Annotated in this window: 9 protein-coding genes and 2 pseudogenes; 1 reads left to right on the forward strand and 10 read right to left on the reverse strand. The window is 37.1% G+C overall.

The window, feature by feature from the left end; all coding sequences use genetic code 11:
- Positions 1-35: 35 nt before the first annotated feature.
- Positions 36-623 carry a cysteine peptidase family C39 domain-containing protein gene (locus GKD17_RS17605; RefSeq protein WP_007831165.1) on the forward strand — a complete coding sequence of 196 codons (588 nt, stop codon included), beginning with the start codon at positions 36-38 and terminating at the stop codon, positions 621-623.
- A gap of 18 nt (positions 624-641) precedes the next feature.
- Here GKD17_RS17605 and GKD17_RS23625 read toward each other — a convergent pair.
- The 10 genes and pseudogenes from GKD17_RS23625 to GKD17_RS23455 form a co-directional block, all read right to left on the reverse strand.
- Positions 642-2,949, reverse strand: a pseudogene (locus tag GKD17_RS23625) (outer membrane beta-barrel family protein).
- Positions 2,950-2,996: 47 nt separating this feature from the next.
- A complete protein-coding gene (locus tag GKD17_RS17615; RefSeq protein ID WP_007831162.1) occupies positions 2,997-5,327 on the reverse strand; it encodes a TonB-dependent receptor in 2,331 nt (776 codons plus the stop codon).
- Between the two features lie 200 nt (positions 5,328-5,527).
- Positions 5,528-5,713 (reverse strand): annotated as a pseudogene (locus GKD17_RS17620) (hypothetical protein); the annotation flags it as partial.
- Between the two features lie 29 nt (positions 5,714-5,742).
- Positions 5,743-8,052, reverse strand: coding sequence for an outer membrane beta-barrel family protein (locus GKD17_RS17625; protein WP_007855715.1), 2,310 nt, complete (start codon positions 8,050-8,052; stop codon positions 5,743-5,745).
- A gap of 35 nt (positions 8,053-8,087) precedes the next feature.
- On the reverse strand, positions 8,088-8,318 hold the full coding sequence (locus tag GKD17_RS17630; RefSeq protein WP_117475203.1) for an SPASM domain-containing protein: 231 nt from the start codon (positions 8,316-8,318) through the stop codon (positions 8,088-8,090).
- Positions 8,319-8,576: 258 nt separating this feature from the next.
- Positions 8,577-10,892 carry an outer membrane beta-barrel family protein gene (locus tag GKD17_RS17635; RefSeq protein ID WP_007831158.1) on the reverse strand — a complete coding sequence of 772 codons (2,316 nt, stop codon included), beginning with the start codon at positions 10,890-10,892 and terminating at the stop codon, positions 8,577-8,579.
- Positions 10,893-10,903: 11 nt separating this feature from the next.
- Positions 10,904-12,142, reverse strand: coding sequence for a radical SAM/SPASM domain-containing protein (locus GKD17_RS17640; RefSeq protein ID WP_007843436.1), 1,239 nt, complete (start codon positions 12,140-12,142; stop codon positions 10,904-10,906).
- 209 nt (positions 12,143-12,351) lie between these two features.
- Positions 12,352-12,774, reverse strand: coding sequence for a DUF6261 family protein (locus tag GKD17_RS17645; RefSeq protein ID WP_007831156.1), 423 nt, complete (start codon positions 12,772-12,774; stop codon positions 12,352-12,354).
- A gap of 19 nt (positions 12,775-12,793) precedes the next feature.
- Positions 12,794-13,177, reverse strand: coding sequence for a hypothetical protein (locus GKD17_RS17650; RefSeq protein WP_007831155.1), 384 nt, complete (start codon positions 13,175-13,177; stop codon positions 12,794-12,796).
- Between the two features lie 80 nt (positions 13,178-13,257).
- Positions 13,258-14,211 (reverse strand): radical SAM protein, encoded by a 954-nt coding sequence (locus GKD17_RS23455; protein WP_007843439.1) that lies wholly within the window; start codon positions 14,209-14,211, stop codon positions 13,258-13,260.
- Between the last annotated feature and the right edge of the window lie 24 nt (positions 14,212-14,235).

Below are 14,235 nucleotides of genomic sequence, written 5' to 3' on the forward strand. Positions count from 1 at the left end.
CTCCATGAGTTTTCTCTTATAAAACAAACCGGGTTATGACAGAATACGAACTTGATAAAATAAAGAAATCATTTGTCCGTTCCAATGCTAAGTGCCCTGTAGAGGTAGCTTGCCTGCTCACTGTTATAAAATATTACAACGGAAAAGAAACGGACATACATGCATTGACCGAATGGTGCAAAATAAATGGAAAGCTTACCTTGGCAGGAATGAAACAAGGGGCTATATATTCCGGCATGAAAGCCGAAATATGTTTGCAAAACATTCATCAATTAACACAAAGAAAACTTCCCATCATCCTTTTCACTCTCAATGATTTCAATGTACCGGGATATGTAGTCTGTTACGGCATTCATGAATCCCGATTCATTATCTGGGAACCGGAATTCGGACTCATGCAATATTGGGCGGACGAAATGAAAACATTATGGATAAAAGGAATAGCCCTGACCCTCTTTCCCACACAAGATTTTATGAATTCGGCAAATCTCCATCTAAAATGGTGGGAAATATATAGCTGGAGCAAACTATGGAAAAGAAAGGTAGAACATTGGTACGAATATATATGGTTAAACGTACCTTTATTCCGCCAAATGGTATATAAGCTGGGTAAGAACAAATGAGATGTGAAAAGTAGGCACTCATAATCTTTCCTTCTCACTCTCTCCGGCACCACTACCCTTATATTTATTACGCGTAGCATTAAATTTATAGCGTACCGTCAGCATCACTTTCCTACTATCATAGTTATTAATTTGCAAAGAAGATGCCCGGTTATAATACATACGGTTTCCCGACTTCATGCCATGGAACAAATCCGTACCACTCAGTTTCACAGACATCCTATCCCCCCAAAAGAACTTTGTAACCCCGGCATCCACATAAAAAATATTCTTGGTTTCCGAGTAATTCTCCATATCGCCTTTACTTTGATAATTCATTTCCACCGAAGCTATCCAACCGTGATTAAAATTAAATGTATTATTAAAAGCCCCCGTAAACATCGGTTTGTTCATCTTCAGCAATCCATCGGTAGTCTCCAGATCCAGCCATTGTTTCTGCACTCCCCAATTCAATTGCGGCGACCAGATTCCAAACTTAGGCGCCAATGACAAGAATGCCGAAACAGATTTCAAGCTATGGAGATTTTTGAAAGAAATAAGCGTTACCGCCGGATTATACTCCATTTGTTCCCCCCAGTAAATGATTGCATTTCTTCTGTCATTATAATCCACACTGAACTGCATAAACTTCCATGCCCCCATCAAAGAAACGTTATGCACCACCTCATGTTCCAATAACGGATTGCCGGACTGAAGCGTGAACCTATTGGCATACGTCACATTATTGCTCAACTGCTGGTAGGACGGACGACGCGTCTTCGCCGCATAACTAAGCTGCAACTGCACTCCGCCTATTTCAGAACCCAATGAAACACTCGGAAAGAAATTACTGAAATTCCGGCTTTGTCCTTCCATATATTTCCCATCCTCATAATAATTAAAGTTCACCCACTCATAACGTCCCCCCACGGAAAGTTGCCCTATGGGGGTATTGCGGCTATACTCTAAAAACGGACTGATATTCTGCTCTTTCAGTTCACTGAATGAAGTCGGCACATAACCTTCCGGATTCACATAATCATCCTGCCGCTCCGTATGACTGTATTCAGCCCCTATCATGACATTTCCTCCAAGCAGCGGACGGCTCAGCACCAGTTTGGCAGCAAAGAGTTCACTTCTCAATGTATTGGTAGAAGTGACAACCCTATCTTCCTTATTGCTGCTTTCTTCACGTTGTATCGTATTGTCTCCGTTTTTGTCAAACAGATAATCCGCATTAAAATCAATCTCCGTTTTTCCCGCCATCCCCTTTATAATAAACATTTACCGAATGCGAGGGATTATAATACGCAGTGGCATTGATATCATTCGCCAGATAGTCATAATGCGTGCCGTCGGTATATACATCCGAATTAAATATAGTGTGATAGCGGGCATCCGGATTGGCTTTCAATGTATATTTTACTCCGATTGAATTATTTTCATCGAATGCATAGTTCACACCTGCGATATTGGTAAATGCCTGTTGATTCGTTTTTGCGAACTGATAATTGTCCTGATGCCAAAGCGTATCAACATGCACATCTTGAGTAAACCGGCTTTCGTCAAACCCTTCACTTTTTCTATAATACACGGTGCCGAACACATCCAATTTATCACGCCGGTAATTCCAGTTCAACTGTTCCACGAAACCGGCATACTCCCACTGATTATAACCGGAACGCACATCAAATCCAAATCCTTCCCCTTTTATGGGGCGGGTAGTAATCTTCACCACTGCTTTCACAGACGCATCATATCTTGCACCGGGGCTGGTAATCAGTTCTACATTCTTAATATCTTCTGACTTCAGCTGGTCCAGTTCCGACAAATCACGCAGCAATCTTCCATTCACATAGATTATCGGGCTCCCTTTTCCAAATACCTCATACGCATCATTTTTCTTCTGAAGTCCCGGTATATGCTTCAACACATCCTCCGCCGTACCCATTATGCTAAGCACTGTTCCTTGCACATGGGTCTGCAACCCTTCGGAAGTAAGTTTATATGACGGGCGATTCCCCTTTACCACGACTTCCCCCAACAGATTAACATCTTCATGCATCACAATCGTTACCGGAAATTGAGCATAGGCTTTTGTCACCGGAATAAAGCCAAGACAAGAAATTCTGAGTATATTGTTACCGCTTGTTTGGTCTATGCTGAAAATTCCTTGTTCATTGCTAATTGTACCTTGCACAAAAGATGAATCTTTGGAAGATAGCAATACCACATTAGCAAAACTGACAGGATTTCCTTTTTCATCAACTAATAAGCCGGAAACACTCTGTGCGTCAATAACAATAGAATTTAATAATAATCCGAGCAATAAAATCAGTGTCCTCATAGCATTTTCTTTTTACGATTATTTATCCGGCATATTTCCTATCTTATTCATCTTGCAATACCAGTTTCACGATCCACATTATTCATTAACTTTTCCTCTGTCTTATGTTTTAGTCCAGAATTAAAATTCCAAGAGAATGTCAGCACCACCATGTTTGCATTATTTTTGATGTAAGTCCAACTCTTTTTCTGCACCCGTTCACTCATCAGTTTCCAACCGGCACTCCAACCAGCAGGAGTAAAAGGATACAGCACTCCAATACCGGCACTCATATTTTTCCATTTATAAGAACATTGTATAACAGAATTTTTTTCTCCATAATCTATTGATTCTCCGTACAGTGAATTATATCGGTTTCCTATAGACCCATATAAAGAAAAATTCTTATAGTTCAAAGAAGCGTCTCCACCAACATACCAAGCTGTATAGTGATGTAAATAAGAATTTCCTTTGCTCTCAAAACTGTTGAACCCACCATACAAACTAATAGATAATAAATCCGGTATCACATTTATATTAGTATAAAGTCTTCCATTCCATTGAGTAAAGCGTTTCTGATTGTCTATTCCATACTCAATAATATAGCTCCCGTCCGGTTGAGATACACACTCTATCTGTTCCATGATAGGATTTTTGCTAATGCGATGTCCTCCACTTAGCTGGAAACTTACTCTCTTGTTCCCCCATGATAATTGCAGACGATTAATGTATGAACGATAAGGCTTCAAATTCCGGTTTCCTCTGTTTACCTCCAAATCCGTTGTTTGCTGGCGAATATCACTCAATGCTGACAGGCTGGGGACAGAAGGTGAGCAAGTGAAATTATATCGCAGACTTGCCCCTTTAAAAACAGGATAAGAAAGTGACAACATAGGACGAAACATATAGAAAGTAAACCCTTCCTCCGATTCATCAAAATCCTGACGAGATGCACCTATACCCAATGAATAATTTAATTTCGCCCATTTCCCTTGCGCCTGTACGTAACCGTAAAGACTTGAATTATGCATTTCCGCAGATTCATTTACATCACCTGTATAACGATTATGGGTATATGCCTGCATATATTTAATCCCACCTGTCAAAGTTATTTTATCAAATGTTTTTTGATAGATGCCCTCACCAATTAATGAATATCTGGAGCCGTCCGTACCATAATCATAAGAAGACACAGGCGCACCGGCCTCACTATGTGCTTCACTATATTCACGTTCATAATCAGAGCCTATATAAGTCCCTACCACATTTAAGGCAAGAAACTGGTCGTGAGGCAAAAACTTTTTATAATATAAATCAAGTGAAGGAGAATGATAATTATATTCGGAACGTGTGTAATTATATAAATCCTTCTGCTCCGTTTCTTTTATCAATTGTCCATAATCTCCATGAGGTGAATTATAAATATTTTCCGTAAAGACAGCATTAAATATATACTTTTCTGGTTTTGTAAGATTATAACTTGCCTCAATCGAATGGTCTTGGTAACTGAAAGGAGTGGAGATACCAATCAGTTCACGCCGACGTTCCTTTGCTTCGGTAAAAGAAAACATTTGCTCTTCATCCACCTTTCGGTCATCATAATCCCGATAACTTAAATAATAATTCAGCCCGAATTGTGACAATTTATGAGTTGCACGAATATACACATTATCATCCCCAAACCCGGTAGTCACAGCATTTGTAAAGCTAACACCCCCGGATATGCCCGACTCTGCCCGACGGACTATATAGTTAATCACAGCCTCAACTTCAGTATCTGCATAACGCACTCCTGGATTATCAATATACTCCACTCTTAAGACTTCGTCCGGTCTTAATGCTTGTACCTGAGCTGTGCTTGCTACAATATCATTAATGCGCAGCTGCACACTTCCTCCGCTGACCGTAGTAATTTTTCGTTCAATACTATTCACTTTCAATCCCGCCAGTTGCATGTGGCTCAACAATTCATACCCCGAAGTAGATGATTTTACCTGTTTGTCGGTAGGCAAAATTATCTGTCGGTCTACCCGTTTCATCACATTCGATGCTTTTACAGTAACCCCTTGCAGCATTATTGCCTCATCAGCAAGTTGGATAGTACCTATATCCAACGGGCGGCTCAAATTATCCAGTCTGATTACTTGGGTGATGTAGCCCACAAAAGAGATTTGAAGCAAGTAATTGTCTGCTTCCAGCTTACTTATGACAAACTTACCTTTCTCATCTGAAGTACATCCGGTGACAAATGTAGAATCAACGCGCTGCAATGTGATATTGGCATAAGAAACAGGCTGTCCTTTGACATCTGATACCTTACCGGAAATTCCTGCTTCTCCCTGAGCATACAGAGTTAAAAAGCTACCTAGAATAAAGGTTATGCAAACAAGTATTTTCATATATCTAAAATTATAATTTAATTACAATATTTTTTCTTCAAACAACCAAGATATTGGCATAGTTTATTCTATCCGCATAGCATGATATTCCACTAAATTCATTATAATTTGTATTAACAGACAAATTAAACCCTTCTTTTTTCAATTAAAAAAAATTCTCATCAAGATATCTTTTAACTATTTCATCATTACTTTCATTCTGATATGTTTGCCATATTCTTTGAGATAGTCCCAGCCACAAAAGAGGAATCTTTAGAAGATAACAATACCACATTAGCAAAACTGACAGGATTTCCTTTTTCATCAACTAATGAGCCGGAAACACTCTGTGCATTAACAATAATCACTTGTAACACTAATCCGAGTAGTAAAATCACTTTCCTCATGTTCTATACTTTTTATTTTTTTGAAATTATCACAAACGTCTTAGCTCATCATTTGCCGCTCCTGTCCCTTTATACTTGCTCTTTGTTGTATTAAACTTATAGCGCAAAGTAATAGAAAATTCACGAGTATCCCATTGATTAGTCTGCTCCCAAATAATACTGCCAAAATATGTTTGCCAATAATTACGTGAACCATGAAAAAGATCGTTCCCTCGAAGTTCCAGACTTAAGGCATCCCTTAAAAATGACTTACGGACAGAGATGTCAACTGTACCATAATTTTTGAACTGATACAAATTCTGATAATTTCCTTTTCCCATAAAAAGCCCATCCAAACTGACAAGAAAATCACCAGGAAGTTCAAATGTATTGTTGAACCTTATTGTAGGACGAGGTTTATTAAACTCTATGCCATCTATTGTCATCCATTGTTTCTTCACGCCGATATTTAGGTTAGGATGCCAAAAGCCAATAGCCGGTGAAATAGAGAAAGAAACATTCAAAGTCGGACGATTATGATAATTGAGGTAAGTCATCATCATTGAATTGCCATTATCTATCGGATCTCCCCAATAAATGATTTCCTTACGCCACTGCTGATAGCTGACAAGTAACTGTAAAAAACGCCATGTACCGACCAATGAAATATCGTGAATGGTGCACGGCTCCAGCAATGGGTTACCACGTTGCATAGTGAAACGGTCTACATAGGTGACATTGTTGCTTAACTGGCTATAAGTAGGTCGTTGCGTTTTAGCAGTATAACTCAACTGTGCCCGGACAGAACCTAGTTTTCTTGAAAAAGAAAGATTAGGAAACCAGTTTCCATACATACGGCTCTGTTCATCCATGTGCACACCATCCTTATAATAATCAAAAGTTACATGCTCATATCTTACACCCAATGAAAGGTTACCTATCGGGAACTGACGGCTGTATTCGGCAAAGCCACTCAATCCATCTTCCTCTACACGACTGATGGTACTTTCCACATATTTCTCCGGATTACGGTACTCGTCATTGCGACGGGTATCCGTATATTCTCCGCCTACCGAAAGATTACCTCCAAACAACGGATAAGAAAGTACCAATTTAGAAGCTAGCAATTTATTTCTGATGTAACTCTGTGTATGCACATCCCGACTTTCTTGCTCTTGACTGACTTCGTGATAAAGACCTTTTCCTGTAGAAGTATTAGTATAATAGTCTGTATTAAAATCAATATTCAAATCTCCCACAGTACCATTATAATAAACATTTAGTTGATGAGTAGGCTTACCGGAAGTAGAAGAATACTCTTGATTTTCCAAGTGGTCATAAAACTGATTGTTGGCTGTAATATCATTAGAGGTAAATACATCCGACTTCGTATTTGGACGGGAAGTAAGAGTATAGCGGAATCCCAGTGAATGTTTATCATTCAGGCTATAATTAGCTCCTATTTCACCTCGTAAAGACTTGTCTACTACAGTTCCATCCAATAGATTCTGATATTTCCATAAAGAATCAGACTCCAAGGTATGTACAATATCATTTTTCATGATATATTCGTTCTTTAAATAACGGAATATACCAAAAATATCAAGTCCATTATGGCGGTAGTTTACATTCAATTGCTCTATCAAGTCTACATTCTGGCTCTGATAGTAACTGGAACGGAGATCGAAGCCGAAACCATCTCCGGCACGCCGGATAGTCTGTATACGGATAACGGCAGTTACAGTTGCATCATAACGTGCACCGGGATTAGTAACAACTTCTACGCTCTTAATATCTTCCGAATTTAGTTGATCCAATTCCGAATCATCACGTACCTGCCGCCCATTGATATAAATAAGAGGTGTTCCTTTGCCAAGTACTTCATAGGAATTCCTCTCTTTTATTACACCCGGTACTTTTCCCAATACATCGCTTGCTGATCCGGCTTTAGAGAGTACACTATTTTGTATATTAGTCACCAGTGCGTCGCCTCTCATGCGAGTAACAGGCATATCAGCTTTTACCACAACTTCAGCCAATATCTGTGTGTCTGAAGCGAGACAGATAATTCCAAGATCTGTACTTCTGTTATCTAATGGACGATAAACAGTAGCATAGCCAATAGATGAGATGCGAAGCACATCCTTTGTTTCTTTGACATTGAGACTAAACGCGCCTTCTTCATTACTGATACTTCCTGCCACGAAAGTAGAATCGGGCAAAGAAAGTAACACTATATTGGCATAAGGGACAGGTTGTTGTTGCTCATCAATTACTTTACCTGTTACCGTAACCTGTGCTTGCAGCTGCACTGCCACCCCCATAAAGAAGTATAAACAAAAAAGTATATTCGCTCTCATATTCTATATTTTTAAAGTTTCAAAAGTACATTATATTACAAAGCTATAGAATAATCAACGGCACATTCTATCGGTTTATTATAGAAGCTATTACCTTGATCATAATTCCTTAGACGACAAGTCATCAGTGAACACTTTTTGTTTAATGTACAAGTAGAACAAGTATCTATATTTTCCAAACTAAATCCTCCTCGGAACATTCTCCATTTATCTCTATTTTCCCAAAGTTCTTTCAAATTTTCTTTTGTAAGATCTCCTACAAGCAATTCTTCATGTCCAAAGCATAAGAGCCTGTTAAAAAATGGCTGAAATCCTTTTCTAACAAAGTTTCCATATCAGTCGGATAGTTTCTTTCTTTAAAGTGACCAAACTTAAAAAAAAAGATATATCAGACTAATTTAATGGAAACAGAGTGGAATATATAGCAAGAGTGTTGAGTCTGCAAAAAAGAAAGCAGAAATATGATTTACATTAAAGTCAGGATCTAATCTTACTCTGCATTTCATTCTATAAACACAGTTTCCCTACAAGCGCCTCAACTCATCATTGGCCGCCCCTGTACCTTTATACTTGCTCTTTGTTGTATTAAACCTATAGCGCAATGAAATAGAGAACTCGCGCGAGTCATATCTATGATCTTTTGAGAAGGAATATGCTCCACTGCGAAGAAGCGTTTTACTTTTTTGCTGGCGGAACAAATCATCTCCCCTTACCTCTATACTCAAAGCATCATTCAAGAATGATTTTCGCAGTGAAATATCAACATAGCTATTAAAACGATCAAAATATACATTGCGCAAATCCCCCTTACTCCTGAATTGCATATCCAAACTAAGAAGGAAATTTTCTGGCAATGTAAATGAATTAGACAGCACACCCGTAAATCTGGGTTCATTCAATTTTAATTGTTGCCCATCACTATCAATAGTCAGCCATTGTTTAGTTATTCCAAGACTTAAACGGGATTCCCATATACCAATATGAGGCGAAGCCGAAATAAAGGCATTCAGCATAGGCAGACTTTTATTCAAATTAATACTTTTCAGTAAAATGGTATATTCATTCGGATTCAATGGCTCACCCCAATAGATTATAGCATTTTTAGTCTGCTGATAACCTAAGCTGAGTTGCAGAAACTTCCAAGAAGCAATCCAGTTAAGATTATGAGTGATTTCGGACTTCAATGTAGGATTTCCCTGCTGTATGCTGAAACGGTCTATATATAATGAACTATTGCTCAACAGCCTGTATGAAGGACGTTGCGTCTTTACCGTATAACTAATTTGCGTCTTAACCTTTCCAATCCGAGTATTGAAGGAAACATTCGGATAGATATTATCATAGCTACGGCTCTGGTCATCTATATGCAGATCATCTTTATAATAATCAAATTTTATTTGCTCATAGCGTGCACCAAGTATAAAGTCGCCTATGGAAATAGATCTGCTATATTCGGCAAAAGCCGTTATATTCATTTCATTCATCTTGCTGTTGGATGAAGGCACATAATTTTCAACATTCAGATAATTGTCTTTGCGATGGGTATAAGTCCATTCTCCGCCTACTGAAAATTTTCCTTTCCACACAGGATAGGACAACACCAGTTTGGCTGCTGCCAAATTATTTGCCACATCACTTGCAGCATGTACATCCCGGTCCTCCTGCTCTTCACTTTCCTCGCCAGTAATGTCCTCCTGTAAATAACCGCTTTGATAGTAGTCGGCATTGAAGTCTATTTCCAGATTACCCACGCGCCCCGTATAGTAAGCATTCAACTGATGATTTAATTCATTATCTGTTTCTGAGCTTGTAAAATTCTGTAAACGATCAAATACCTTACCGTCTAAACTGACTTTACTAGTTGTATAAAGCTTACTATCATATCTGGGGCTTCCCTGAATAGAGTATTTTATTCCGATAGAATTATTTTCATCAAACATATAGTTCATTCCGATATTTCCTCGCAGCCATTGCTTATTATCATTATATTTCAATTGATTTTCCAAGTCCAGCTGTTTCTTTGAAATTAAAGTCTGATGTACATTGGTGCGTTCACGAAATTCCATCTTATCATATCTGAACATGGCAAACATATCCAGCCCATTATGGCGATAGTTCACATCTGCCTGTTCCACTAAGTCTACATTTTCACTTTGATAATAACTGGAATTTAGATTGAATCCGAATCCATCGCCAGTGCGGCGGATAGTCTGAATGCGCACCACAGCATTTACAGTGGCATCATAGCGCGCACCGGGATTAGTTATCAATTCTACATGCTTAATATCTTCCGAACTGAGTTGCTCCAGCTCAGACTTGTCGCGTACTTCCCTGCCATTGATATAGATAAGAGGCGTTCCTTTGCCGAATACTTCAAAGGAATCTTTATCCTTCAATATACCGGGCACTTTTCCCAGTACATCGTTTGCCGATCCTGCCTTTGCTAATACGCTGTTCTGCACACTTGTTACCAATGCATCGCCTTTCATGCGAGTTACAGGCAAATTGCCTTTCACTACTACTTCACCCAGCAGTTGTGTATCCGAGTGCAACAAGATAGTGCCTATATTCCTGTCCTTACATTCCTTATATGTTGTAGCATAACCTACAGATGAAATGCGTAATATCCCTTTAGATGAATTTTCGGGTATGGTAAATTTTCCATCCTGGTCACTGATAGTTCCATATATAAAAGTAGAATCAGGCAATGATAAACATACGATATTAGCAAATTCTATCGGCTGATTACTTTCATCAACAATTTTTCCAGCTACTGTCTGTGAATATATAGAAGTAGTAGAAACTACCCAAATCAACATAATATAAAGTAACTTTTCCATAATATATAATTTTAATTATTCATTTTCTGAATGAGTAAAGACCATAATTGAGGGTCCTTGCGGATAGATGCAATTATTAATAATATTTGTTCTATACAAAGAAGCGTTATTTTACAAAAGTCTTCATTAGGGTATGCTTCAAATTGATTTATTTTATGATTGAAAAATCTATGTACAGTACATCCTCCACATAATCTTTGTGCCCAACATTTTTCACACTTTTCATTTGATCTAAAATCTATTTCATGATCAAATGGTTTATATAATTCTGGATAATTATAAACATTATAGCCATCAATACTACCTAACTTACATTCTTTAATACCATTTATTGTATGACATGCGTATATAGTTCCATCAGTGCTTACAGCTAAATACTGATCTATAACAGGGCATATATTAGTAGATGTATTATGAACAATAGCATGTAGAAGTAACCAAAAATCTTTAGGCAAATATTTCAGTTCTGTTCTTTTTAAATATTCCAAATCAATGGAGTTCCATAAATCAAGCAATAATTGCAGACTAAGTTCTTGATCATTGACCACTACACCTTCAATTCCAAAAGTCTGATCCATAAATTTTGAAATATCTTCATGACTATAATTATGATCAATATGTAACTGCGTATAGGTTGCTTCGTACTGTATTTTTACATTGGTTTTTTCTTGTATAGTATGGATAAAATGAGCTATCCTTTCATAACTTCCTTTTCCATTTTTATATATTCTCTGAATATCATTAATTTCTTTAGGACCATCTATACTGATAGTCATTGCTGAAATATTTCTCTTGATAAATGCCAGCATCCTATCTGTTAATATTGTCCCATTAGTAATAATTACGAAATTAGGCAAAATATCTATTTTCCCTTCTTCTTTATAATATTTAAAGCGATTGCACACTATCTCCATTCCTTTAAGATTAAGCATCGGTTCGCCTCCAAAAAAGACAATCTTTTCAACTCTTTCAAATTGTTCTACACAAAAATCTACAAACTCTATTGCTGTTTGCTCTGTCATTAGGTTACGTTCTTGATTATAACTTCCACCTCCACCAAAACAATACTTACATCTTAAATTACAATCATTAGATATATGTAAAGTGATTCGCCTTATCACTTTTCTTTTATTTCCATTTTGAATATTTGTGCTATGCTCGCCTTTATTTGAAGCATATATAGATCTAATACTACTTCCTGCTTTTTTAATTCGTCGTCTTTCATGATCGTTAAATTTTAAAATTAACAAACTAGTAAACTATTGTGATTTCTTAATTACATTGCAAATGTAATCTCCCACAGTCCGACACCTCCGGACTGAACAAAAAAAAGATTTTCATTTAACATTCTTTCGTATTCTCATAGAAAAACTGCCTTAAATAAAAGTAACCACACTTTTATTTAAGGCAGTCTTATAGAATCACTTATACAAGTAGCAGATCAATTCATTGCCGCACCTTAGTTATTGATAACCGGCAATAATTTTAGGCCCTTTCTCTCATTCTTTTTACGCTTGGCATCTGCCTTACGGTTATTGATAACCAATTGATAAGATTCAGCCACAGCATTCAGTTCATCGGCAAAGGCAATAAACAGTTCATTATCATAATAAAAGAACATATCATTTACCAATGAATATAGCTGATTCAATAATCCATTACAGTTCTTATGCAGACTAGTAGCCGAAAGACCTTTCTGTTCTTTCACAATACCACGCTGTGTATCTAAGTCCAAATAAAGATTATTTGCCTTTTCCACTTCAGTGATGCGATCAGCCAGATTCAGTCGTTCTACTGAATCATGGTTTTTCTCTGATTGCAGAATCAAAATGTAACCTGCAATACGGGCAGACATATCGGAACGGGTAATTATCTTATTCATTTTATAATTTCCAGTCTGATCAATAAGGCTTTTTGCAGCATCTTGATCTTCTTTTGTTCCTATATCTCTTGCTCTTGATGTTCATCTGTAATGCGCTGAAACATTTGCGACGAATATCATGGGCTTCGGACAGACCGACTGTTTCAGAATAAAGATGGCTTTTATTTAACTTTTGACCATATTCAGCTAATATAGCCTGTAATGCCAAATGCTTGTTGGTTAAATCCACTTTATCGTTTGCTGATTCAGGTATCTTTCCAGATCCGTCTTTTACAACTACATCCGACGAACCTTTCAATAGCTTTGCATATTTATCATATACACCTAACCAACGTGACATAAAATCATAGTTTTCTGACAAATTCAGAAAATTAATAGAAACTAATGCTCTTGCTTCAATCATTTGTTACAAATATTTATAAGTTTAATCCTCATTTTTATTTGCGAATTATAATTTTCTTATCAATCTGACCACAGATTGGATTAAGAATACTCAAACATTTGCTTCACATTATCTATATAGTCTTCTTTTACACGTACCATTGTCTGTAATGTAGAGGGAAATATAGAATCCAATGAAAACTGCAAGAATTTAATTCCAGACTCTTTTAAAAAGTAAATATCATCCTCTTTTAGCGGTATTTTTGTACTCAATAAAGGTGTGAATCCATATTGCCCCACTTTTCGTATCACCTCTTTCCAATCAGGGAAAGCAAAAATATCACCTCCTGTCAAAGCCAGATTCCCCCCCATATCATGAGCTTCATCTATCACCTTTATAATTTGCCAACTTGTCAAATCGTTCTTCCTGTTTCTATCCGCATAGCAATACATACAATCCGTCCTGCATTGGGTTGTAATCATAAAGTTAAGATTCAGCGGAACAGAAGGACGTTTAGGTATAAAGTCTGTAGTATAAAATAATTCATTATCCGTATAAACACTTCCCTCCGATTCTTCCTTAACAGAAGTCAGCAGATACGGGGGAAAAGAAATCGTCACTCCTTTATAATTCCATCCTACTTTTACTGGATTATCGATTATTTTTCGAATAAACTTATCTATCAGGTCTGGTTTTATATTTAGGGTATTTGCTATATTTTCTATTGAAGCATTTAATTCTCCTTCTCCAATATGTGACAAGATATATCCAATAGAAGGTGGAACTACGCTTGCAAAAGCCATGGCATATTCTAGCTTAGCAGTAATTAAAGCTGATTTAGCAATGATATAAGAACAATTATTTTCGTTTCTAATCACATATTGTGGATTCAAATAGATATACATAATACAGCCGTTTTTATACATAAAATAGTAAGGAGGGCATGCCTCCTTACTAAATTGAATATTTAAGATCCATAATACTTCTATCAACACTGGATGCAAACTATAATCAATCACTCTTTTTTTGTAAATAGTGATATAAAATCTTTTCAAGATCGTTTTTAATTTCTATATTTG

It is taken from the genome of Phocaeicola dorei (genome assembly GCF_013009555.1).
Lineage (GTDB): Bacteria > Bacteroidota > Bacteroidia > Bacteroidales > Bacteroidaceae > Phocaeicola > Phocaeicola dorei.

What these genes read in the sequence shown, in the direction of transcription:
- GKD17_RS17645 (WP_007831156.1), bottom strand. Translation starts at nt 12,774, where the DNA reads ATGAATAAGATAATTACCCGTTCCGATATGTCTGCCCGTATTGCAGGT.
- GKD17_RS17605 (WP_007831165.1), top strand. Translation starts at nt 36, where the DNA reads ATGACAGAATACGAACTTGATAAAATAAAGAAATCATTTGTCCGTTCC.
- GKD17_RS17625 (WP_007855715.1), bottom strand. Translation starts at nt 8,052, where the DNA reads ATGAGAGCGAATATACTTTTTTGTTTATACTTCTTTATGGGGGTGGCA.
- GKD17_RS17635 (WP_007831158.1), bottom strand. Translation starts at nt 10,892, where the DNA reads ATGGAAAAGTTACTTTATATTATGTTGATTTGGGTAGTTTCTACTACT.
- GKD17_RS17615 (WP_007831162.1), bottom strand. Translation starts at nt 5,327, where the DNA reads ATGAAAATACTTGTTTGCATAACCTTTATTCTAGGTAGCTTTTTAACT.
- GKD17_RS17650 (WP_007831155.1), bottom strand. Translation starts at nt 13,177, where the DNA reads ATGATTGAAGCAAGAGCATTAGTTTCTATTAATTTTCTGAATTTGTCA.